General features: G+C 49.3%; 19 protein-coding genes. 17 read left to right on the forward strand and 2 right to left on the reverse strand.

Annotation, left to right across the window (positions count from 1 at the left end; translation table 11 throughout):
- The first annotated feature begins 135 nt into the window (after nucleotides 1-135).
- From leuB to KFF03_RS07990, 15 genes are all read left to right on the forward strand, one after another.
- Nucleotides 136-1227, forward strand: a complete 1092-nt coding sequence (leuB, locus tag KFF03_RS07920) for a 3-isopropylmalate dehydrogenase (RefSeq protein WP_255860518.1) — start codon at nucleotides 136-138, stop codon at nucleotides 1225-1227.
- Nucleotides 1228-1259: 32 nt separating this feature from the next.
- Complete coding sequence (gene asd / locus KFF03_RS07925) at nucleotides 1260-2399, forward strand: aspartate-semialdehyde dehydrogenase (protein ID WP_255860519.1); 1140 nt, start codon at nucleotides 1260-1262, stop codon at nucleotides 2397-2399.
- A gap of 288 nt (nucleotides 2400-2687) precedes the next feature.
- Nucleotides 2688-6143 (forward strand): FimV/HubP family polar landmark protein, encoded by a 3456-nt coding sequence (locus KFF03_RS07930; RefSeq protein ID WP_255860520.1) that lies wholly within the window; start codon nucleotides 2688-2690, stop codon nucleotides 6141-6143.
- An 18-nt stretch (nucleotides 6144-6161) separates the two neighbouring features.
- Complete coding sequence (gene truA / locus KFF03_RS07935; protein WP_255860523.1) at nucleotides 6162-7037, forward strand: tRNA pseudouridine(38-40) synthase TruA; 876 nt, start codon at nucleotides 6162-6164, stop codon at nucleotides 7035-7037.
- A gap of 83 nt (nucleotides 7038-7120) precedes the next feature.
- Complete coding sequence (locus KFF03_RS07940; RefSeq protein WP_255860524.1) at nucleotides 7121-7792, forward strand: phosphoribosylanthranilate isomerase; 672 nt, start codon at nucleotides 7121-7123, stop codon at nucleotides 7790-7792.
- Nucleotides 7764-8984: a tryptophan synthase subunit beta gene (gene trpB, locus KFF03_RS07945; RefSeq protein ID WP_255860525.1), complete on the forward strand. Its 1221-nt coding sequence runs from the start codon at nucleotides 7764-7766 to the stop codon at nucleotides 8982-8984. Before KFF03_RS07940 ends, trpB begins: the two co-directional genes overlap by 29 nt.
- Before the next feature lie 10 nt (nucleotides 8985-8994).
- Nucleotides 8995-9798 (forward strand): tryptophan synthase subunit alpha, encoded by an 804-nt coding sequence (gene trpA, locus KFF03_RS07950; RefSeq protein ID WP_255860526.1) that lies wholly within the window; start codon nucleotides 8995-8997, stop codon nucleotides 9796-9798.
- Nucleotides 9799-9825: 27 nt separating this feature from the next.
- A complete protein-coding gene (locus tag KFF03_RS07955) occupies nucleotides 9826-11091 on the forward strand; it encodes a folylpolyglutamate synthase/dihydrofolate synthase family protein (protein WP_255860527.1) in 1266 nt (421 codons plus the stop codon).
- A gap of 4 nt (nucleotides 11092-11095) precedes the next feature.
- Complete coding sequence (locus tag KFF03_RS07960) at nucleotides 11096-11650, forward strand: SPOR domain-containing protein (protein ID WP_255860528.1); 555 nt, start codon at nucleotides 11096-11098, stop codon at nucleotides 11648-11650.
- 152 nt (nucleotides 11651-11802) lie between these two features.
- Entirely contained in the window at nucleotides 11803-12297 is a 495-nt protein-coding gene (locus tag KFF03_RS07965) for a CvpA family protein (RefSeq protein ID WP_255860529.1), read from the forward strand.
- Between the two features lie 32 nt (nucleotides 12298-12329).
- Nucleotides 12330-13850, forward strand: coding sequence for an amidophosphoribosyltransferase (gene purF, locus KFF03_RS07970; RefSeq protein ID WP_255860530.1), 1521 nt, complete (start codon nucleotides 12330-12332; stop codon nucleotides 13848-13850).
- 31 nt (nucleotides 13851-13881) lie between these two features.
- The gene (locus KFF03_RS07975) at nucleotides 13882-15096 is read left to right on the forward strand and encodes an O-succinylhomoserine sulfhydrylase (protein ID WP_255860531.1); all 1215 of its coding nucleotides are present in this window, start codon (nucleotides 13882-13884) and stop codon (nucleotides 15094-15096) included.
- A 229-nt stretch (nucleotides 15097-15325) separates the two neighbouring features.
- Entirely contained in the window at nucleotides 15326-16264 is a 939-nt protein-coding gene (locus tag KFF03_RS07980) for a MoxR family ATPase (RefSeq protein ID WP_255860532.1), read from the forward strand.
- Nucleotides 16265-16270: 6 nt separating this feature from the next.
- Nucleotides 16271-17287, forward strand: coding sequence for a DUF58 domain-containing protein (locus KFF03_RS07985; protein ID WP_255860533.1), 1017 nt, complete (start codon nucleotides 16271-16273; stop codon nucleotides 17285-17287).
- On the forward strand, nucleotides 17284-19284 hold the full coding sequence (locus KFF03_RS07990; RefSeq protein WP_255860534.1) for a DUF3488 and transglutaminase-like domain-containing protein: 2001 nt from the start codon (nucleotides 17284-17286) through the stop codon (nucleotides 19282-19284). Before KFF03_RS07985 ends, KFF03_RS07990 begins: the two co-directional genes overlap by 4 nt.
- 45 nt (nucleotides 19285-19329) lie before the next feature.
- On the opposite strand, the gene KFF03_RS07995 is transcribed toward KFF03_RS07990, so the two are convergent.
- Nucleotides 19330-19857, reverse strand: coding sequence for a prepilin-type N-terminal cleavage/methylation domain-containing protein (locus KFF03_RS07995; protein WP_255860535.1), 528 nt, complete (start codon nucleotides 19855-19857; stop codon nucleotides 19330-19332).
- A gap of 66 nt (nucleotides 19858-19923) precedes the next feature.
- Nucleotides 19924-20592 (reverse strand): DUF6436 domain-containing protein, encoded by a 669-nt coding sequence (locus KFF03_RS08000; protein ID WP_255860536.1) that lies wholly within the window; start codon nucleotides 20590-20592, stop codon nucleotides 19924-19926.
- Nucleotides 20593-20651: 59 nt separating this feature from the next.
- Between KFF03_RS08000 and KFF03_RS08005 the strand changes: the two genes are divergently transcribed.
- Complete coding sequence (locus KFF03_RS08005; RefSeq protein WP_255860537.1) at nucleotides 20652-21485, forward strand: co-chaperone YbbN; 834 nt, start codon at nucleotides 20652-20654, stop codon at nucleotides 21483-21485.
- 162 nt (nucleotides 21486-21647) lie between these two features.
- Nucleotides 21648-22685 (forward strand): NADP(H)-dependent aldo-keto reductase, encoded by a 1038-nt coding sequence (locus KFF03_RS08010; RefSeq protein WP_255860540.1) that lies wholly within the window; start codon nucleotides 21648-21650, stop codon nucleotides 22683-22685.
- Nucleotides 22686-22694: the final 9 nt, after the last annotated feature.

Here is a 22694-nt window from a genome sequence, read left to right on the forward strand (position 1 = left end):
TGTTTTTTCGTAGTAGGCAACAGGACGTTGCCACTGGAGCGCTTTTACAGGGATGTTGCCTCGCTCCAGCGAAAGAAAAAACACCGTATTGCAAAATGCGTTTGAAAATTTTTAGAAAGATTAAGCGAAAAGAAAATGACTCAGAATGTTTTAATTTTGCCAGGTGATGGCATTGGTCCGGAAATCGTAACCGAAGCGGTTAAAGTGCTGGAAACAGCGAAGCAAAAATTCAATCTGGACATTGAGCTGGATAACGCTCTGGTTGGCGGCTCTGCTTACGATGAGTTTGGCACGCCACTGCCAGAAGTGACCATGCAGAAAGCCGAAAAAGCCGATGCGATTCTGTTAGGTGCAGTAGGCGGCCCTAAGTGGGATGAGCTGGAAGATCGCGAACTGCGCCCGGAAAAAGGTCTGTTAGGTCTGCGTTCTGGCTTGGAGTTGTTCGGTAATCTGCGTCCGGCAATTCTGTACCCTCAACTGGCTGATGCATCTTCGCTGAAACCAGAAGTGGTTTCCGGCTTAGATATTCTGATTGTTCGTGAATTAACCGGTGGTATTTATTTCGGTAAGCCTCGCGGTATTCGTGAACTGGAAAATGGTGAGCGTGAAGGTTACAACACCTACGTTTACTCTGAGTCTGAGATTCGCCGTATTGCTAAAGTAGCCTTTGAATCGGCTCAGAAGCGCGGTAAAAAACTGTGCTCCGTCGATAAGGCTAACGTTCTAGAAGTAACCGTGCTGTGGCGCGAAATCATGAACGACGTAGCAAAAGACTACCCGGATGTTGAGCTGTCTCATATGTACGTGGATAACGCTGCGATGCAATTAGTGCGTGCACCGAAACAGTTTGATGTCATGGTAACCGGAAACATGTTCGGTGATATCTTGTCTGATGCAGCAGCCATGCTGACAGGTTCTATTGGTATGCTGCCTTCGGCGTCTCTGGATAAGAACAACAAGGGTATGTACGAGCCGTGCCATGGTTCTGCTCCGGATATCGCAGGCCAAGGCATTGCTAACCCATTAGCAACCATTTTGTCGGCTGCGATGATGTTGCGTTATTCTCTGAATGAAAGTGCGGCTGCGGATGCGATCGAAAAAGCCGTAAGTGATGTGCTGGATCAAGGTCTGCGTACCGCCGATATTTATTCTGACGGTATGAGCAAAGTGTCCACGGCAGAAATGGGTGCGGCTGTTGTTGCTGCGCTGGAAAACCTATCTGCATAAGCGGTTTTCACATTAGAATTTAAGGTTTAAAAATGTCTGAACAAAACAATGGTTTAGAAAAAGTAGGTCTGGTTGGCTGGCGCGGAATGGTCGGTTCTGTGCTGATGCAGCGTATGCAGGAAGAAAAAGATTTCGATCTGATTCAGCCAACCTTCTTCACGACTTCGCAAAAAGGTCTGCCAGCACCATCTTATGCCGGTAAGGACTGTGGTGTGCTGGAAGATGCGTTCGATGTTGATGCACTGAAACAACAAGACGTGATTATCACCTGCCAAGGTGGTGACTACACCAAAGAAGTTTATCCAAAGCTGCGTGAAGCGGGTTGGGATGGTTATTGGATTGACGCCGCGTCTGCGCTGCGTATGGACGATGATGCCATCATTGTTCTGGACCCGGTTAACCGTGACGTGATTGATGCCGGTATCAAAGACGGCGTTAAAACCTATGTGGGTGGCAACTGTACCGTGTCTCTGATGCTGTTGGCACTGGGTGGTCTGTTCGAGAAAGATCTGGTTGAGTGGGCAACTCCGATGACCTATCAGGCGGCTTCTGGCTCTGGTGCTAAGCACATGCGTGAGCTGATCAGCCAAATGGGTGCGATCCACGCCAATGTAAAAGACAAAGTTGAAGATCCGGCGACTGCGATTCTGGATATTGACCGTCAGGTGGCGGATTTTATTCGTGGTGAAGATTACCCGAAAGATCAGTTTGGTGTGCCGCTGGCGGGCAGCTTGATTCCATACATTGATTCACAGCTGCCGTCGGGTCAGAGCCGTGAAGAATGGAAAGCCGAAGCCGAAGCCAACAAGATCCTCGGCACTACTGATGCTGCAACGCCGATTGATGGCTTATGTGTTCGTGTGGGGGCTATGCGTTGTCACAGTCAGGCGATTACGCTGAAGCTGAAGGAGGATCTGCCGGTTGAAGAAATCGAAAAGATTCTGGCTGAGCACAATGATTGGGTGAAAGTAATTCCAAATGATCGCGACGTGACCATGGAAGAGCTGACTCCAGCCAAAATAACCGGCACGCTGACTATTCCGGTTGGCCGTATCCGCAAACTGACCATGGGCCCAGAGTATATTTCTGCGTTCACTGTGGGTGATCAGTTGTTGTGGGGTGCTGCAGAGCCACTTAGACGAATGTTGCGCATTATTTTGAACGCTGGCTGATTTTGTCCATAAAAAGAGCGGGAGAATTCTCCCGCTTTTTTGTTTATTGCGTCACATTTCTCATCTTGTTTCTTCTGAAGTTGCTCTAACTCATTCTTAAATCAAGCTTTTATGTCCTTCTGGGTAGTCAAAATATTGCGAATTGCATATTTATCACTGATACTTAGGCTGCTTATGAATGGAATCGATAACTAAGCTGGGTTTGGAATATCTCAATAAAACGGTTTCGGCAGTAGATTCGATACACACGATGAGGCGAGACGTCGCCTTAACAACAAGGAAGCAATAATGAAGCGCCTAATTGCGAAATCCTTAATGCTGGCTGGTGGACTGAGTTTGTCCTCCAATCTTATGGCATTAGGGCTTGGTGAAATGACACTCAAATCAGCCCTGAATCAGCCATTGCAGGCAGAGATTGAGCTGGTGGATGTGAAGGACTTGTCCAAGTGGGAAATAAAACCTTCATTAGCATCAGTCGCTGATTTTGAGCGTGCCGGTGTTGACCGTGTTTTCTTCCTGACCAAAATTAAATTTGACGTGAAAGATGGCAAGATAACTCTGTCTTCACGTGAGGCTGTTACCGAGCCTTTCCTGAACTTTCTTGTTGAATTGAACTGGCCATCCGGTCGTGTGCTACGAGAGTACACCGTTTTATTGGATCCTCCTGTCTTTGAAGAGGAAACCATTAACCCGTTAGTTGTGGCCCCTGCAGCTACCGCTGTTACTTCTTCTGCACAAGTTTCGGTGGACTCGAATGCTGCAGCTGCGGGTTCACGTTCAGGTAATGACTGGTTGGATACCCCAGCTGCTCCTGGTACATACAAAGTTCAGCAAAATGACACTTTGTGGGAAATTGCATTACAAACCCGACCAAGTCGAAATGTCAGCGCTCAGCAAATGATGCTGGCGATTCAGCAACAAAACCCCAACGCCTTCATTGGCGGCAATATCAATCGCCTGAAAACCCATCAGGTATTAAGAATTCCAACGGCTGCTGACATTGAGCAAATTCGCACTGGCCAGGCAATTGCCGAAGTGGAGCGCCAGAATCAAGCGCTTACCAGTGGTGGGGCTCAGCTTGATGCAACAGGTCGTAACGCTACGGCTGCAACTCAGCCTGCTTCTCAAGAAGGTGGTGAGATTCGTCTGTTATCTGCGACTCAAGATAATGCTGAATCTGCTGGTGCCAGTGGTGACGTTGATGGTGGGCAGGGTAGTGGCCGCCAGCAAGCGGTTGAAAATGATCTGGCGATTGCATTGGAAACGTTGGATAAAAGCCGCCTTGAAAATCAAGAGCTGCGCCAACGATTGGAATCTCTTGAAGAGCAGATTGCTACATTACAGCGTCTGATTACTCTGAAAGATGATCAACTTGCCAGTGTTCAAGTCAATGAGGCTCTGGAGCAAGCTCAAAATGCCTCTGAAGCAGCAGAGAGTGAAGAGGTAGCGGCTGAAGGCGTTACTAGTGGCGAGGGCGTTACTGAAATTGCTGCTGATGGCATTGCGGCTGAAAATGCCGATGCTACTGATTTGGCATCGACGGATGTTGTGTCAACAGACGCTACTGAAAGTGCCGACGAAACACTTTCTGCTTCGACTGAAAGTGATGACGTCGATTTTAATTATCAGGAACCAGCGGCAGAGAATGAAGCACAGGCTGCCGCCGATGCTGAAAAAGAAAAAGCAGAAGCGGAAGCTCGTCGCCAACGCATTGCAGCAATGATTGCTGAGCAAAATAAGCCTAAGCCAACTCTGGTTGATACCATTTTACAGACACCTGAGTATTTATTGGGTGGTCTGGCTTTCTTGCTGGCTTTGATCCTGGGTGTATTTAAAGTCGTTCAGAAGCGCAAAGCTTCCAAAGAGGAAGAGCAGGCAGCCGATGATGCACCTGTTGCTTTTGCTGATGGTGATGTGGATGGCGGTTCTCTCGATGACCTGGACTTCGATGCTGATCTGGCAGCTACCGAGCTGGATGTTAATGCTGATCAATCTGAAGCATTAGACGATTTGGATGTTGGTGAATTTGAAGACGAACAGAGTGATGATTTTGGCTCTGTGGCTCAAACCGAAGATGTGATCAGTGAATCTGATATTTACATCGCCTATGGAAAATTCGAACAGGCTGTTGATCTGCTGACGGCTGCTATTGAACAAGAGCCAAGCCGCTCTGATCTTCAGCTGAAGTTGTTAGAAGTTTATGTTGAGATGGATGACGCTTCATCATTTGCAAAACAAGAGTCTCAATTAATGACACTTGGTGATGATGAAGCCACTCAGCAAGCAGAGCAAATGCGCTCTCGCCTGTCTATGCCGGTATCCCCGGTAGCTGCACAAGAAGATGATTTGTTATCGCTGGATAGTGATCTTCCTTCTTTGGATGACTCCTTAGGTGAAGAATTCAGTGAAGGCCTGGATTTTGGCGACGCGCTTGATTTGGGTGATGAGCCTGATGCTGCTCCTGAAGTGTCGCTTGATGCTTCTCTGGAGCAAGCAGTGCAAGATGAGGAAGATGAGTCTGATGCGCTGGAATTTGATTTGTCTGGTGCTGATTCCCAGGACGAACTGGCAAGTCTGGATGATGAGGCCTCTTTGGAAGACGTGCCAACACTGGATTTAGGTGAAACACTTGAATTTGATATCAGCTCAGAAAGTGATGAATTGAATCTGGATGACCTTTCTGAAGACGCTGCTTCACTGGAAGATCTTGAAGCAGTAGATGATTCGTCTATTGAAGCAGACTCTGCTGATGATGCTCTGGAGTTTGATCTGAGCTCGTTAGATGCATCTGGCGATTTAGATGATAGTGATGATGAATTTACCTCTCTTGAATCGCTCAATGATGAAGAAGCTGATGACTCACTAGAGTTTGATCTTGGTTCATTGGAGTCAGAAGAAGCTGATTCTGGTCTTGATCTGACTGAGTCGCCGGAAGAAATCTCTGAAGCTTCATCTGACGACGATGTTGTGAGCTTAGAGGCTTTTGCATCTGACTCTGCCGGCGATGATGCCGATTTAACAGCTCTTGAAGATCTGATGGATTCGGCTGATGTTGATGCCGGTTCGGAGCTTCCTGATTTGTCATTTGAAATGGATGAATCAACCGGTTTTGCCGAGTCTGATGACGATGACCTGAAAACCCTTGAAGATGAGTTAGACGCAGCGGTTGGAGAATCCACAGAGAGTGCGGCGGACGAACTTTTATCGGATTCTGAAGAGAGTCTTCCTGAGTTGACTGCCGATGAAACTCCTTCTGACTTTGATGTCTCTGATCTGGAATCTTTAAGTGATTCGGATGATGCGGGTGTGGATTTTGCCGCTGAACTTGCTGAACTGGATGCTGAGCTTGAAAATTTTGAAGCTCCGACTTTGGATGCAGAAACTGATGCATCAGAGGACGACGGTTCTGAGCCTCCGGTTGTGCTGGATGATATCTCAGCGGCGGATGACATTCCGGTTATTGATGATGTTGAAAGTACAGGTGATGTTGAAAGTGCAGATGAGTCCGAAGACTCACCTTCATCTGATGAGCAGGATATCGATCTTGAGCAGTTAGCGGCTGCTGAAGATGAGTTTGATTTCCTGGCAGGTACCGACGAGTGTGCGACTAAACTGGATCTGGCTCGCGCTTACATCGACATGGAAGACGCAGATGGTGCTCGTGAGTTGCTGCAGGAAGTGATGCAGGAAGGCAGTGATCAACAGAAGCAGGATGCGCGTGATTTAATGGACAACCTGTCCTGATCAAATAAAAGCAAGTTGATGACAGAAGTACGACGTTATGCCGCCGTGGTCGAGTACAATGGTACTCACTTCCACGGTTGGCAAAAACAATCCCACCATAATAAGCCCACCGTTCAGGCTGCACTTGAAGCGGCTTTTTCTAAAGTCGCTAATCACGAAGTTACCGTTTCATGCGCCGGGCGTACTGATACCGGTGTTCATGCAACGCGTCAGGTGATCCATTTTGATAGTCCTGCCAAACGCAGCAACTATGGCTGGCTGATGGGTGTGAACACCAATCTGCCGGATGGTGTTTCTATTCAATGGATTGATGAAGTTTCCCCAGAGTTTCATGCGCGATATAAAGCCAGGGCTCGGCGTTATCGTTATCTGATTAATAATTCGCCTGCTAAGTCGGCTCTGCAATACGATCAGCTCACCTGGTGGCGTTATCCACTTAATGCCGAAAAAATGAATGAAGCCGCTCAGTATTTACTGGGCGAGCATGATTTCAGTGCCTTTCGGGCAAAAGATTGTCAGGCGAAATCCCCCGTAAAAATTATGCATCGCATTGAGGTGAAGCGCTGGGGAGACCTGATCATGTTGGAGCTCGAAGCCAGCGCCTTCCTGTATCATATGGTACGCAATATCGTTGGGGTGTTATTGCCCATTGGCGAAGAGCATCAACCCGTTGGGTGGATGAAAGAAGTCCTGGAAACTCGTGACCGTAAGCAAGCGGGTATTACTGCGCCGGGAGAAGGACTGTATTTTGTTGGTGTAGACTTTCCGCCACAGTTTGAGATTCCTTGTGAGCCTTATGGCCCTGCGTTACTGCAACCTCTGTTGGATGTAACAGGCTTTCAGCAACCCTTTGCCAATAAACAACGAGAAGAGGCGGGGCTAAAGTCTCTTTGATGCTTTTTCTGACGGACGCTCGTTGAAAGTCGCTATCTGTTATTATGAGCATCGGTTTTTATTTCTGATGTTCGTATTTTCTTATGTCTTTTCGTACCCGAACTAAAATTTGTGGCCTGACCCGGGCTGAAGATGCGCTGGCAGCGGTTGATGCGGGTGCTGATGCCTTGGGTTTGGTGTTTTATCCGCCCAGTCCGCGCGCCGTCACCATTGAGCAGGCCGCCGATGTTGTCGCTGATGTACCGGCTTTTGTTTCTGTTACGGCGTTATTTGTAAATCCAACAGTAGAACAGGTGCAATCTGTTTTGGATGCCGTTAGAATTGATTTACTTCAATTTCATGGTGATGAAGACGAGGCCTTCTGTGCTCAATTCAACCGTCCCTACATTAAAGCCATCCGGGTCCGGCAAGCGTCGGATGTGGTGGCGTCTTGCGTGCGCTTCCCAGGCGCCCTGGCTGTTCTGCTAGACAGCTACAAGCCTGGCGTTCCAGGCGGAACTGGAGAAACCTTTGATTGGTCACTGGTTCCACAATCTGACGATTTAAAACCCATTATTCTTGCTGGCGGTTTAAACCCCAATAACGTTGCCTTTGCCATTGATCAGGTCAAACCCTTCGCCGTTGATGTTAGCGGTGGTGTGGAAGCGACACTGGATGGTGTTGAACAAAAAGGCATTAAAGACCCCGGCAAAATAAACGCATTTTTAGATGAGGTGTATCGTGTCGATGCAAACACCAGAAAAAACAAACATTGATTTAACACTGCCGGATGAGCGTGGTCACTTCGGTATTCATGGTGGTCGTTTCGTTTCTGAAACCCTGACCAGTGCATTGGATGACTTAAACAGCACGTATGAAAAGCTGCGTAACGACCCGGAATTTCAGGCCGCGTTTGACTCTGATTTAGCGCACTATGTTGGCCGTCCATCGCCGCTGTATTTTGCTGAGCGTCTGACTCAGGAGTGTGGTGGTGCCAAAATTTACCTGAAGCGTGAAGACCTGAACCACACCGGTGCGCACAAGGTTAACAACACCATTGGTCAGGCGTTGCTGGCTAAATTTATGGGCAAGAAAAAGATCATTGCCGAAACGGGTGCGGGTCAACATGGCGTGGCATCAGCAACGGTTGCCGCGCGTTTTGGTCTGGAATGTCGCGTATTTATGGGTTCCACCGACGTTGAGCGCCAGAAGCTGAATGTGTACCGCATGAAGCTGTTAGGTGCCGAAGTAGAAGCGGTGGAATCCGGCACGAAAACCCTGAAAGACGCCATGAACGAAGCCATGCGCCATTGGGTAACCCATGTTGACGATACCTTCTACGTGATCGGTACCGCAGCAGGCCCACACCCGTACCCAATGCTGGTACGTGATTTCCAGAGCGTGATTGGTCGTGAATGTATCCGCCAATGTGACGAGCAATTAGGTCGTCAGCCGGATGCGCTGGTGGCGTGTGTCGGCGGTGGCTCCAATGCGATTGGTTTATTCCACCCGTATTTAGGTTACGAAGACGTTGCTATGTACGGCGTCGAAGCCGGTGGTTTAGGTCTGGATGGTGATGATCATGCGGCACCATTGTGTAAAGGTCGCCCGGGTGTATTGCACGGCAACCGTACTTACCTGATGGAAGATGATAACGGTCAGATCATGGGTACACACTCAATTTCGGCTGGTCTGGATTACCCCGGTGTTGGCCCTGAGCACTCCTGGTTGAAAGATGTGAAGCGCGCTAATTACGTTGCTGCAACCGATGCCGAAGCATTGGATGGTTTTTATAAGCTGACTCAACTGGAAGGTATTATGCCTGCGCTGGAATCTTCTCATGCCGTTGCCTACGCCATGAAACTGGCCGCGACTATGGATAAAGATCAGGTGATTGTTGTGAACCTGTCGGGTCGCGGTGACAAAGATATTCATACTATTGCATCGCTTGATGGCATTACCGCTTAAGGAAATAAAAATGAGCCGTATTACAACTGTTCTGAACGCTTTAAAAGAACAAAACCGCCAGGCGCTGATTCCGTACATCACCGCCGGTGATCCAACTAAAGAAGCGACCGTGCCAATGATGCATGCTCTGGTTGAAGCAGGTTGCGACATTATCGAATTGGGCGTGCCTTTCTCTGATCCGATGGCTGATGGCCCAACCATTCAGTTAGCGTGTGAGCGTGCCCTGGAGCATGGCACCTCATTAACGGATGTATTAGCAATGGTGGCCGAGTTCCGCCAAAAAGACGCTGATACTGCCGTCGTATTGATGGGTTATCTGAATCCGGTTGAAGCCATGGGCTACGACACGTTCGTAAACCGTGCCACCGAAGCGGGCGTCGATGGTGTGTTGTTGGTGGATCTGCCACCTGAAGAAGCCAGCGAAGTAGAGCATATCTTCAAAGCCAAAGACCTGGATATGGTGTATCTGATTGCACCAACCACGACTGATGCGCGCATTGAGAAAATCGGTCAGTCCGGCAGTGGTTATGTGTACTACGTTTCTCTGAAGGGGGTGACGGGTTCCAAAGCTCTGGATGTCGACGATGTGGCGCGTAATCTGGAGCGTATTCGTAAGCACGTTTCTGTGCCGGTAGGTGTTGGCTTTGGTATCACCAATGGCGAAACGGCCGCTCAGGTAGCGAAGGTTGCTGATGGTGTGATTGTCGGCAGTGCGATTGTGAATCGTATTGCTGCTAATGCCGATAATCCAGCGCAAGCGCAAGTTGAAGTAACTGAGTTGATGCGTGAAATGCGCGCAGCGATGGATCGATAGCTAGCTGCGTTATAGATAATTAATACGATGACACAAACTGTAAATCAGTGGCTTGAGTATCTTGAGTCACTGCACCCCAGCGAAATTGAACTGGGGCTGGATCGTATCAAGGGTGTGGGTGAGCAATTAAATTGCCTGAAACCTGCACCTCTGGTCATTCTGGTTGCCGGAACCAATGGTAAAGGCACAACCTCAGCGTTATTGGCGAATTTGCTAATGGCCCAGGGGATGACCGTTGGGGTGTACAGTTCGCCGCATATTCAGCGTTACAACGAACGGGTTCAGATTAATGGTGAGCAAATCTCCGATAACGATCTGATTCATTCGTTTGAGTTGGTCGAACAACAGCGTGGCGACACCGGATTAACCTATTTTGAATTCGGTACGCTGGCGGCGCTGGCGTATTTTCAGTCTCAGTCAAGGTCACAACCGCTTGATGCTTGTGTGCTGGAGATTGGTTTGGGCGGCCGTTTGGATGCGGTGAATATCGTTGATGCCGATATCTCACTGGTGACGTCTATTGGTCTGGATCATCAGGACTGGCTGGGCGATACCGTTGAGCAAATTGCCTTTGAGAAGTGTGGCGTAGCTCGCTCCGGTAAATATCTGGTGTGCGGTCAGCCGAATCCCCCTGATACGGCACAGCAACAAACCGAATCGTTAGGCGGGCAGTGGTGCGCACGCGGTCGACATTTCGATATTGTCGAAGAACACGACGAACTACTGCTGAGTTTTATGACGCATGAAGGTCAGGCTGAATGGAATCTGCCAAAAGCCAATATTCCTTATCATAATGTCGCCACCGCCATTCAGGCTTTGTCATTGCTGGGGCGTTTGCCTAATCGAGCCGTTGTAGCCGATGTGGTGGCGAATACATCGGTTCCCGGCCGGTTGCAGCCGGTCACGGTGCCAGTAGCTGGGGGCGAACTCAAGCTGACACTGGATGTGGCCCATAATCAGCAAGCGGCGGGTTATATTGCCGAGCGTTTAGGCCCGGTGGATGGTGCCATTATTGGTATGCTTGAAGGCAAGCCGGTTGCTGAATTGCTTAATACCTTGCCGGATATGCCGCAGTACTGGCTGGCGGGGTTAGATTGCTGGCGTGGATTGTCGGCCGCTCAACTGGCTAAACAGGCGGGCGAATTACCATCCTTGGTCACTCAGTTTGACCAGGTTGCCGATGCACTGGAACAGCTGCTGCAGCAAAATCATCTGGCGGGTCAGCACTGGCTGATTGCCGGATCTTTCTATACCGTAGAAGCCGCCTTAAATTATTTGCAACAGCAGGATTAACACCATGGAACAGCACCTGAAAAAACGGATTCTCGGCGCCTTTGTCACGGTTGTGGCATTGGCGGTGGCGATGCCAGTGGTGCTGGATGGCTCACGCAGTCAGATTCAATTGCGTTCTGATATCCCCGCTCAGCCTGAAATGGAGCCTTGGCAGCCACTGGAGAATGAGCGCCGGGTGCGTATTGAATTGGAAGACCTGGCAGCAGGTAAAACCGAAGAAGAGGTCACTTTGCCAGAGGTGCGTGTGGTTAAGCAGGACGATTCAGCAGCTCCTCGCACCAAAGGTGATCGTGCTGCGTTGGATGATCAAAAGCAGGCGTATGCCTGGTCGGTTCAGCTGGGCGCTTTTGAAAAACGTGCCAATGCTCATGCTCTGCGGGATCAACTGCGTGCTAAAGGTTATAAAGCCTATGTTCAGGAGTTTGCCGCAGAAGGGTTGACCCGGGTGTACGTTGGTCCGGAATTGCAGCGCAGTAAAATTGAAGCGATCCAGAAACAGCTGTCGGCTGAATTAAAACAAGACGACTTCCACATCAAGCGTTTTAAAGCTGAATCCTGACCATTCGGTTGGCGTGTGCATCTCAGAAAGCAAGTAAATTCTTGCCTGAAATGCGATATTTTCTCTGGGCTACATACCGATTTCTGGTTTCTTCGTCGATCACGACTTTGTTATACTGCGCGCCTTTGCAACGTGTCTGAGGCACAGCTTAAATGGCAGTTATCGATTGGGTGATCCTGGCAGTTCTGGTCATCTCCAGCTTAATCAGCTTAAAACGTGGTTTTGTTAAGGAAGCGTTATCCTTAGCCAGCTGGGTAATCGCCTTTATTGTTGCACGTCTATTCAGTGGCAATCTTGCGACCTTATTAGAAGGGAGTATCGATACCAACTCTCTGCGCTGGATTGTCTCTTTCGCTATTCTGTTTGCTGGTACCCTGGTGATTGGTGCCATGATCAACCATTTGCTGGGAGAGATTGTTCGTCTGACCGGCCTTGGGGGAACAGATCGCATTTTCGGTATGGTGTTTGGTTTTATTCGTGGGTTGGTGATTCTGGTGGCGGCTGTTTATGGCTTGCAATACACCCTGGTTCCCGATGATACCTGGTGGCAGGAATCAACACTCATACCTCATCTTGAATCGGTTGCTGATTGGGCCAGAAAAACGTTGCCCGGAGCCACTGATCGACTGATGTCATTTTCTTCATAAATTTATAACAGCTTGTTTGAGGTTAGACGCGCATGTGCGGAATAGTGGGTATCGTTGCTAAAACCCATGTAAACCAGGTGATCTATGATGCCCTGACGGTTTTACAGCACCGTGGACAAGATGCCGCCGGTATCGTGACCAGTCATGAAGGTAAGCTTTACCTGAGAAAAGATAACGGACTGGCCAGTGACGTGTTTCGTACTCGTCACATGCAGCGTCTGATTGGCCTGATGGGTATTGGCCATGTGCGTTACCCAACGGCGGGCTCATCTAGCTCGGCCGAGGCGCAACCGTTTTATGTGAACTCACCTTACGGTATTACGCTGGCGCACAACGGTAACCTGACTAACACGGCGGAGTTGGCAGAAGATATTTACCGTGCCGATTTGCGCCACGTAAACACCACTTCTGATTCAGAAGTATTGTTAAACGTTTTTGCTCACGAGTTGCAGCGCCAGAATCAGCTGAAGCCAACCCCGGACATGATTTTTGAAGCGGTAAAACGTGTACACAAACGTGTGCGTGGTGGTTATGCCGTTGTTGCCATGATTTGTGGTTACGGCATTATCGCATTCCGTGATCCTAACGGGATTCGCCCGGCTATTTATGGCAGCCGTGAAACTGAAAATGGCACCGAATATATGGTGGCTTCAGAGTCTGTCGCGTTGGATGCTGCTGGCTTCAAAATTGAGCGTGATATTGCCCCGGGTGAAGCGGTGGTAATTACTGAACAAGGTGAATTGTTTACCCAGCAATGCGCTGAAAACACTCAGTTGGTACCGTGTGTTTTTGAGCATGTGTATTTTGCCCGTCCGGATTCCATTATTGATGGTATGTCCGTGTATAAAGCGCGCTTACACATGGGTGAAAAACTGGCTGAGCGTATTATGCGTGAGCGCCCGGATCATGATATTGATGTGGTGATTCCGATTCCGGATACCAGCCGTTCGTCAGCGTTGGAGCTGGCCAACCGTTTGGGTGTGAAATTCCGTGAAGGCTTCATGAAAAACCGTTATATCGGTCGCACCTTTATCATGCCTGGCCAGCAGCAGCGTAAAAAATCGGTTAAGCAAAAACTGAATGCGCTGGAGTTGGAATTCCGCGGTAAAAATGTACTGCTGGTGGATGACTCGATTGTTCGTGGTACAACCTGCGAACAAATTATTGAAATGGCCCGTGAAGCGGGTGCAAAAAATGTGTATTTTGCGTCGGCGGCCCCGGCAGTACGCTACCCCAATGTGTATGGCATTGATATGCCAGCCAAAGAAGAATTTATTGCACACGATCGCAGCACAGAAGAAATTGCTGAAGCGATTGGCGCTGACTGGCTGATTTATCAGGATCTGGATGATCTGGTTGAAGCTTGTCTTGAAGGCAGTGATACAGAGGCCAAACACTTCGACTGTTCAGTATTTAATGGTGAATATATTACCGGTGATATTGACGAAAATTATTTCGCACGTTTGCATGCATTGCGCAATGATGCGTCCAAAGTTAAGCGTGAAGCGGTTGAAAATGTCGCTATTGATCTGCATAACGAATCACAGTCCTGAAGACTGAAACACAAGTGTTAACAAAAAAGATATGACCGATTTTTCTGAATTTAATGCACGTTACCAATCGGATTTAACCGATGCGGAATTTGAAACACTAGCGGTGAGAGCCGGGCAGGTTCGCACGCCTGAATGTGAACACAGTGAAGCGATTTTTCCGACCAGTAGCTATGTATTTAATTCGGCTGCCGAGGCGGCTGCGCGTTTTTCTGGTGATGTTGAAGGTAACGTTTATTCTCGTTATACCAATCCAACAGTCCGCACATTTGAAGAGCGTTTAGCCGCTTTAGAAGCGGGTGAGGCCTGTGCTGCAACTGCTTCTGGTATGGCAGCTATTTATGCCGTGTGTATGGCGCATTTAAAAACCGGTGATCACTTAATTTCTTCACGCAGCGTATTTGGTAGTACCAATGTGCTGTTTGAGAAATTCCTGAAAAAATTCGGTATTGAAGTCAGCTACGTTGATTTGCTCGATATTAATGACTGGAAAAGTGCCTTGCAGGAAAACACCAAGTTGTTTTTCCTGGAATCACCTTCCAACCCGGTAATTGAAATTGCCGATATTCCGGCCATTGCTGATCTGGCACATCAGAATGATGTGTTGCTGGTGGTCGACAATTGTTTTTGCACGCCCGCGATTCAGCAGCCATTAAAACTGGGTGCTGATTTAGTCGTTCATTCTGCTACTAAATACATTGATGGCCAGGGCCGTTGTGTGGGTGGTGCAGTAGTTGGTTCGTTTGAATTGATTGAGCCTGTCATTGGTGTGTTGCGTTCCGCCGGACCAACCATGAGCCCGTTTAATGCCTGGGTTTTCACCAAAGGCCTTGAAACGTTATCACTGCGAATGAAAGCGCATACTGAAAATGCGTTGGCATTGGCCCAATGGTTAGAGCAGCAACCGAATGTCACTAAAGTGAATTATTGTGGCCTGCCATCGCATCCCCAATATCAACTGGCACAACAGCAACAGTCCATGTTTGGTGGAGTGTTGTCGTTTGAGGTGAAAGGTGGACGGGAAGGTGCCTGGAAGGTTGTTGATGCCACTCGTATGATTTCGATCACCGCTAATCTGGGCGATGCCAAAACCACCATTACTCATCCGGCTACCACAACTCATGGTCGTTTGACTGATGAAGAGCGTGAGCGCGCCGGTATTTCTCAGGGGCTATTGCGCATTGCTGTGGGCCTGGAAGGTGTTGCCGATATCCAGAAAGATATTGCTGCCGGTTTAAACGCTTTGTAATTGCTACGAACTTTTTCAGGTTAGTTTATCAAACCCGCCGATGTTGCATCATTTATTGCATCGGCGGGTTTTGTTTTTTAGGGCAACTATTTTCATGGGCATAATTATGATGGCCTGCTCAGATTGACAGTCCCTGACTTTTCAATGGAACCTGGCTCACCTATTCTTGTCTATCTCTGCAATTGACACGATACACCAAGAACGTAAACCAATAACGATAAGGTAACCCATGTCTCAAGCCATTGACCAAGCGACTATTCAACAGGCGCTGTCACAACTGGAACAAGTTGTATTAGGTAAAGAAAATCAGTTGAAGCTGGCTCTGGCATGTTTGTTAGCAAAAGGACATTTGCTGATTGAAGATTTACCCGGCATGGGGAAAACCACCTTATCCCACGCATTAGCCAGTGTACTGGGGCTGCAATACAACCGTATTCAGTTCACCAGCGATTTATTACCGGCGGACGTATTGGGTGTCAGTATTTTTGAAAAAGAACCAGGCAGTGACTTAGGGCGATTTCGCTTTCATCCTGGCCCGGTATTTTCGCAACTGCTACTGGCGGATGAAATTAACCGTGCGACTCCTAAGGCGCAAAGTGCATTATTAGAAGCGATGGAAGAAGGACAGGTGACGGTTGAAGGCGAAACCCGCCCACTGCCCGAGCCCTTCTTTGTGATTGCCACGCAAAACCCGGTGTCACAATCCGGTACCTTCCCGTTACCTGAGTCTCAGCTGGACCGTTTTCTGATGCGTATTCAGCTGGGTTATCCGCACGAAAAAGCCGAGCGTGAACTGTTAGAAGGCAAAGATCGTCGTGCCATGGCAAACAACCTGCGAGCAGCCATTACCCCTCAACAATTACAGCAGCTGCAACAACAGGTGAATGAAGTAAAAGCCTCGTCCTCATTGTTGGATTATGTTCAGCGCATCATTGCTTTTACCCGCTACGAAGGCGGTTATCAGTATGGTTTATCACCCCGGGGTTCGTTGGCATTGTTGCGCAGCGCCAAAGCCTGGGCACTGATTCACGGGCGTTCTCACCTGGTGCCGGAAGACGTTCAGGCTGTATTACCTTCTGTGGTGGATCATCGCCTGGCGGAAGCGGCTGATGGTGGTGCGCACAGTGTTTCTCAACAGGTATTAAATTCAGTGCCGGTGCTGGTCTAGCTGCTGATGAAGTTACCGATCCCCGAACGCTGGCGGCAGCGTTGGCGTGAATGGCTGGATCGTCGTATCCCGCCAGCCAGGCAAATTGAGCTGTCGCATCGTTCTATCTTTATCATTCCGAATCGTACCGGGCTGCTCTTTACGGTGGCATTGGTGATTATGCTGATGACGGCCATTAACTATCAGAACAGCCTGATTTATGCCCTGACGTTCTGGCTATTCAGTGTCGCTCTGGCAGCGATGCATTTTACTTATCGCAATTTATCCGGCCTTACCATTGCCGCGGGTCACGCTTATCCGGTGTTTGCTGGCGATGTCATCGAACTGCCGGTGCGCTTGTTGGCCAGCGAAAAAAAATCCCATGAATCGTTGGATATCGGATTTCCGGAACAGCCGGAAATCAGTGTGGATGTGGAAAAAGGCGATAGCGAAGATGCTGGCCTGAGTTATCGTACTCAGCAGCGCGGCTGGTTGAATCCGGGGCGATTTCGGATGGAAACCCGCTTTCCGGTAGGGATGTATACCGCCTGGACCTGGGTCAGCCTGGATTTTTCCGTGCTGGTTTACCCTAAGCCCGAGTGGGTGCCTTTTGTTTTTGCCGCCGGCGATGGCGGCGAAGAACTCGAAGGCGCGCCATCGCGTGAGTCGGGCAATCAGGATTTTCATGGTTTACGACCTTATCAACCGGGGGATTCTTTAAAGCAGATTGCCTGGAAACAGCTGGCGCGTGGCAAAGGATTGGTAACCAAAGAGTTCGACAGTGATCAGGGTGCAACCTGCTGGTTGGATTGGGAGGTGCTGGCACCGGCCAACACCGAAACACGACTATCCCGCTTAACCGGCTGGGTGTTGCAGGCGCAGCAAAACGGCTGGAAATACGGCTTACGCCTGCCAGGCACAGAAATCCAACCCGCCAATAGTGAAATCCACAAAGATCAATGTTTACAGGCGTTGGCAACTTACGGTTTGCCGCACGGCCCGCTCTCAGGTTTACCGCACGACAAAGTAGCAGGTGCATCATGAGTGCGGTACAAATTCCACGGGTAGCACTGATCTGGATGTTGCTGGCGGTGGCGGGCAGTTTAGTGCTGCACAGTCATCACTTGCCAGTCTGGATGTGGGTCGTGGTGGCCGTGATCTTTGGCTGGCGCTGGTTGGTGTATCAGGGGCGTTTTTCTTATCCCGGCAAAATAGCGAAAGCCGTATTGGTGGCCGGAGCCACGGTGGCGGTGGTGTTATCGTTTGATAAACAGTTTTCGTTAGAAAGTGCCTCCGCCTTTTTGGTAGCGGCCTGCATTCTGAAATTGCTGGAGATGAAGACGTTACGCGATGGCCATATCGTGGTGTTTCTCAGTTATTTCTTGTTAGCCGTTGGTTTTTTGTTTGATCAAAGCATTGTGGCGGGCTTGGCGGGTATTTCCGGGGTTTGGTTAATCACCACGGCGTTAATTGCTTTGCATCAGAATCGTCGGCGCCAGTTTGGCTGGCAGTCAGCGCGCTTGTCAGGCGGCATTTTGCTGACTTCATTACCCTTTATGTTGGTGATTTACCTGATCTTCCCACGCCTTGGGCCGCTCTGGAGTGTTGGCCTGCAATCCAGTTCGGCAAAAACCGGGTTATCTGAACGTATGTCTCCGGGTGATATTGCCAATTTGAGTCAGTCAGATGAGTTGGCATTCCGGGTATCCTTTGCCAATGATCAGGTGCCCCCGCGCAGAGAACTGTACTGGCGAGCATTGATTCTGGATAACTACGACGGTCGTAGCTGGCAACCGGGTGCAGAGGTTGGTGTGCAATGGGCGCCACGCAGCTGGCAGCCCCCTGAGAGTGCAGAAGGTGTGTTAGAATACGAAATTATTCAGGAAGCCACTGATCAGAAATGGTTGTTTGCCCTACGGGGTGTGGCGGCGGTGGAATCTGGCACCGGCATGACCTTTGACGATCGCCTGATTCATCGCCGGGATGTGCATCAGCGTATTCGTTATCGGGCTAAGTCCTGGCCAACCGTTACATTGGATGAGAACGGTTTATCGAAACTGGAACGCTGGCGTTATACCCAATTGCCCAAAAACGGCAATGAACGAACGCGGCAGTGGGCACAGCAATTGCGTGCGGTGCTGCCTGATGACGAGCAGTTTGTGCAGAATATCTGGCAGCAATTTCGCCAGCAGGAATATTATTACACTCTGAAACCACCGGTATTGGCCGATAACGATATTGATGCTTTTTTGTTTGATAGTCGCCGTGGTTTTTGTGCCCATTATTCCGGTGCTCTGACGTTTGCGGCCCGGGCAGCCGGTATTCCGGCACGGGTTGTTGCGGGTTATCAGGGAGGCGAGTGGAATGCCGAAGAAAAGTATCTGTCGGTGCGACAATACGATGCGCATGCCTGGGTGGAAGTCTGGTTGCAAGGCAAAGGCTGGGTGCGGGTTGACCCGACGGCGGCTGTGTCTCCCGAGCGGATTGAACTGGGTCTGGAGCAAGCCGTTCAGGAAGAGGGCACCTTTCTCGATGATCAGTTTTTTTCTGCTCATAAACTGAAGTCGATCGATTGGTTGAATCAGCTGCGGTTACAAATGGACAGTATTAATTATTACTGGCAAAGCTGGGTGTTGTCTTATGATAACCAGCGTCAGAAACAGTTATTTCAGAATTGGCTAGGCGTGCAGTCTTACGAAAAAATTCTGTATGGCTTTGGTTTGGCTTTTTCCGCGTTTTTCCTGTTAGGCGCCATGTTGGTTTGGTGGAATCAGCGGCCTAAATACCGCTCTGTTGAACTCAAAGCCTGGCACCAACTGCAACAAAAAGCCGCAGCCTTGGGCATTGAAACGCAAATCGGAGAAACACCATCGCATTATTTGCAACGATTAGCCAAAGCCTTTCCTAAATCAGCGGATTCGCTGCGTTCGCTGGACGTGATGATGATGCAAGCTTTATATGCCGAACCTGAGCGTTACAACACTCAGCAACAGAAAGTGATTGCCCGGGCGATGAACCGTTTACGCAGACAACTGCGCTGATTCAGTGCTGGTTGAAAGCTTGCTGGATTAAGCACAGGTTGTCTGTCAGCAGCCCGATAATTCCATGATAATTTCGGGTGCCAGTGCCACGGTAACGTGGCTTTTGTAGGTGACATAACAATTGGTTGCCAGCACATCCGCTGCTGTGGGAGATGTGTTGGTAAGCTTATTGGTTAGGTATAAGCCTCGTGCAATTTGGTTGGCGGCGGTACGATCGTTAAAAACAGTCGCAAAAACATAGTTGTCACTGATGTCGGTGATTTCTAATATTTCCGGGATGCCATCGCTGTCACTGAATGAAATACCCAAGGGGTAACCCTGATCAAAAAACACACCCTGATAGGTGAAACCGTTATTAACACCACCGGTTTCAATCAGGGCCTTAGAATGATACAGGTTCGCGGAGGATTGCAATCCTCCTTTTAATGCCTCGGTGGATGCACGATCGGCATCCGATGAAAATTCAATAAATTCGGGAATCACGAAGGCGGCCAGCGTGCTGATAATAACAATCACAATAATCAGCTCAATTAAGGTAAAACCGCTGTTTTTGCATTGTGGCTGATGCTTCATTGATACCTCTGACCGATTTAATAATATCCTTATAAACTAGGTCAGAATGGCCGAAACGCAAGTCGGTTATTCAGACTTTGGGCTCCATGGACAAAAGCAGCCGTCACCAGCAACATTCATAAAGGGGCCATAAGGTCCTTGTTGCAGGTTACGGATAATATTCGGAAAGAAATCGTCGTTGGCAACGGTGCATAAAGCGCCAAAACCATAAGCACCGAAATAGCCCATCTCATATTGGCCTTCCACCTTATTAAAGAGTGCCAGGCCCGGGCTGGCAGAGAGTGGAAGTTCAGCCGGGGAAACTCGGATGAGTGACAGACGCTCGCCATTCAGGCGACGAAAATCCTGAATCTGTTCCTGGCTGGTGTTGGTGGAGGTAACGGCGATAACGCTCAGCTCGCTGGCATCAAAATCACGCAAAATGCCATTAAAATGCCTCTGACTGACCTGATTGCACAAACAATCCGGATTCCAGAAATGCAGTAACACCACGTCGGCTGCGTTTTCAGGCAACTGGGTTAATGCGCTTTGGAATAATGCTTCAACCTGTTGCGCCTGCCACAATCGAGGATCATCATCCGCACTGATAAAAGGGCGAATGGTTTGTTGTTGAAACCACCACAAACCTAATAACGTGGCGACCAGCCAAACACTGATCAACGTGCCAATCAGCAGGTTCTTTTTAACCCCTAAAGGCGGGGTGTGATGGTGATGAGCGTTGGATGTTTTTTTCATGGCCGCAGTATACTCTGCCTCCACTTTTATCGGCCATATCAATTAACCGGAATTTTGTCTTGAATCACCCGCAAGCAAATAGAAACTTACCCTGGTTGAACCAGCCAATGGTACTGGTGGATTTCTGGGCGCCGTCTTGTGCTCCTTGCCTCGCCATGATGCCTCTACTGGAAAAAATAGCCGAGCAAACGCCCGAGTTGATGCTGTGTAAAGTGAATGCGGATGAACAGCTGGAGCTGGCGGAACACTATCGTATTCAGACCTTACCGACCTTGCTGTTGTTTCGACAGGGCGAAGAAGTTGGGCGATTAACTGGCGTGGTGGGGGAATCACAAATCAAGCAGCTGCTGGCACACTGTCGCGACCAGCAGATCACAGCACTGATGGAGCAATTACAGCAGTGGCGTATGCAGCAGCCAAATAACAGGTTGTCGTCATCAGCTTCTCCGCAACACCTTAAACAGCTGGAGAAACATCTTGAATCGCTGGAGCGATACCTCAATCAATTTCCGGATGATGAAGACGTCCGTGCATTGCTGATTCATGTGTATCTGGACGCCAGAAAGTCAGAAACCTTGGCCGAACAGAAAGCCCATTGGCAGAAAAAAATTGAACAGCTCCAACAGGTCAGTAACTTTGATTGGTTGCGTGGCCCGGGTATTCAGCAGGCTTGCGCCAGAGCCGCTGTGGTGCTTTCCGGATTGTTTGATCAATCACCGGTGAATCATTGGGTTCAGGCTGAGCAGTACGAACGGGCTGCTACCGAGTTATTGCGCTTGTTAGAACAGCAGCCTGATGATTCTGGGCTGCGTCAGCAATTTATTCAATTGCTTGATCTGATACCCGATCGGCCGAAGGCCAATCAATTACGTCGCCAGTTGCATGCCCGGTAAAGCTACAGTCATTAAAACCACAGCCATTTTAGACGCCAGTGTTGCACTGGCCGAACATTGTTATGCTTCGACAGTGGTTCCGTCATACCCTGAAATCGTCATAATCAGGCGCGTTAAATCATGACAACTCTATCTCTGAAAAACATTATTTGAGGTAAGCGAATGGAAACCCGTTCACTTGGCAATACCCAGTTACAGGTCAGTAAACTGTGTTTGGGCACCATGACCTGGGGCGAGCAAAATACCGAAGCTCAGGCACACGAGCAAATGGATTATGCGCTGGCAAACGGCATTAATTTCTTTGATGTGGCCGAAATGTATCCGGTGCCGCCGCGCCCAGACACTCAGGGAGCCACAGAGCGCTACATTGGTAGCTGGTTTCAGAAAAGTGGTAACCGCGACAAAGTCATTCTGGCGACGAAAGTTGCCGGGCCGGCTGATTGGTTATTGCATGTGCGGGGCGGGCCACAATTGACGCGTGAGCATATTGTTCAGGCTGTGGAATCCAGTCTGGATCGTTTAAAAACCGATTATATCGACCTGTATCAGGTGCATTGGCCAGCGCGTAAAACCAACTTCTTCGGCCAGTTGGGCTATCAGCATCAGGACGATGCCGATGCGACGCCATTAGAAGAAACGCTGGCGGCGCTGAATGAGCTGATTCAGCAAGGTAAGATTCGCCATTATGGCCTGTCGAATGAAACCGCCTGGGGCGCGATGAAAGTGGTGCAGATTGCCGATGCCAATGGTTGGCCGCACCCGGTGTCTATTCAAAACCCTTACAACCTGCTGAACCGCAGCTACGAAGTGGGACTGGCGGAAGTATCTCACCGTGAAAATATGGGGTTACTGGCGTATTCACCGCTGGCGTTTGGTGTGTTGAGTGGTAAATATCTGAATGATCAGAAGCCCGACAATGCCCGTTTAACCCTGTTTGATCGGTTTACTCGTTATCTGGGGGAGCAGGCCGAGAGCGCTACGCAGGATTATTGTGATTTGGCCGCTGAACTGGGAATGTCTCCGGCGGTTATGGCGCAGGCATTTGTGACAGAACGCAGTTTTGTTACATCGAATATTATTGGTGCTACCACCATGGCGCAGCTGCAAGAAAATATCGACAGTGCTCAGGTAATTCTCGATAGCGAAGCACTGGCAAAAATTGATGCCATTCACGCGCGTATTTCGAATCCGTGCCCGTAATCATACCCG

This window comes from Bacterioplanoides sp. SCSIO 12839, from assembly GCF_024397975.1.
Classification (GTDB): Bacteria; Pseudomonadota; Gammaproteobacteria; order Pseudomonadales; family Oceanobacteraceae; genus Bacterioplanoides.

Coding starts and splice junctions, on each gene's coding strand:
- KFF03_RS07965 (WP_255860529.1), top strand. CDS start 11,803: ATGGCAGTTATCGATTGGGTGATCCTGGCAGTTCTGGTCATCTCCAGC.
- purF (WP_255860530.1), top strand. CDS start 12,330: ATGTGCGGAATAGTGGGTATCGTTGCTAAAACCCATGTAAACCAGGTG.
- KFF03_RS07960 (WP_255860528.1), top strand. CDS start 11,096: ATGGAACAGCACCTGAAAAAACGGATTCTCGGCGCCTTTGTCACGGTT.
- KFF03_RS07975 (WP_255860531.1), top strand. CDS start 13,882: ATGACCGATTTTTCTGAATTTAATGCACGTTACCAATCGGATTTAACC.
- KFF03_RS08000 (WP_255860536.1), bottom strand. CDS start 20,592: ATGAAAAAAACATCCAACGCTCATCACCATCACACCCCGCCTTTAGGG.
- truA (WP_255860523.1), top strand. CDS start 6,162: ATGACAGAAGTACGACGTTATGCCGCCGTGGTCGAGTACAATGGTACT.
- trpB (WP_255860525.1), top strand. CDS start 7,764: ATGCAAACACCAGAAAAAACAAACATTGATTTAACACTGCCGGATGAG.
- KFF03_RS07940 (WP_255860524.1), top strand. CDS start 7,121: ATGTCTTTTCGTACCCGAACTAAAATTTGTGGCCTGACCCGGGCTGAA.
- KFF03_RS07995 (WP_255860535.1), bottom strand. CDS start 19,857: ATGAAGCATCAGCCACAATGCAAAAACAGCGGTTTTACCTTAATTGAG.
- KFF03_RS07990 (WP_255860534.1), top strand. CDS start 17,284: ATGAGTGCGGTACAAATTCCACGGGTAGCACTGATCTGGATGTTGCTG.
- leuB (WP_255860518.1), top strand. CDS start 136: ATGACTCAGAATGTTTTAATTTTGCCAGGTGATGGCATTGGTCCGGAA.
- asd (WP_255860519.1), top strand. CDS start 1,260: ATGTCTGAACAAAACAATGGTTTAGAAAAAGTAGGTCTGGTTGGCTGG.
- KFF03_RS07930 (WP_255860520.1), top strand. CDS start 2,688: ATGAAGCGCCTAATTGCGAAATCCTTAATGCTGGCTGGTGGACTGAGT.
- trpA (WP_255860526.1), top strand. CDS start 8,995: ATGAGCCGTATTACAACTGTTCTGAACGCTTTAAAAGAACAAAACCGC.
- KFF03_RS07985 (WP_255860533.1), top strand. CDS start 16,271: ATGAAGTTACCGATCCCCGAACGCTGGCGGCAGCGTTGGCGTGAATGG.
- KFF03_RS08010 (WP_255860540.1), top strand. CDS start 21,648: ATGGAAACCCGTTCACTTGGCAATACCCAGTTACAGGTCAGTAAACTG.
- KFF03_RS07955 (WP_255860527.1), top strand. CDS start 9,826: ATGACACAAACTGTAAATCAGTGGCTTGAGTATCTTGAGTCACTGCAC.
- KFF03_RS07980 (WP_255860532.1), top strand. CDS start 15,326: ATGTCTCAAGCCATTGACCAAGCGACTATTCAACAGGCGCTGTCACAA.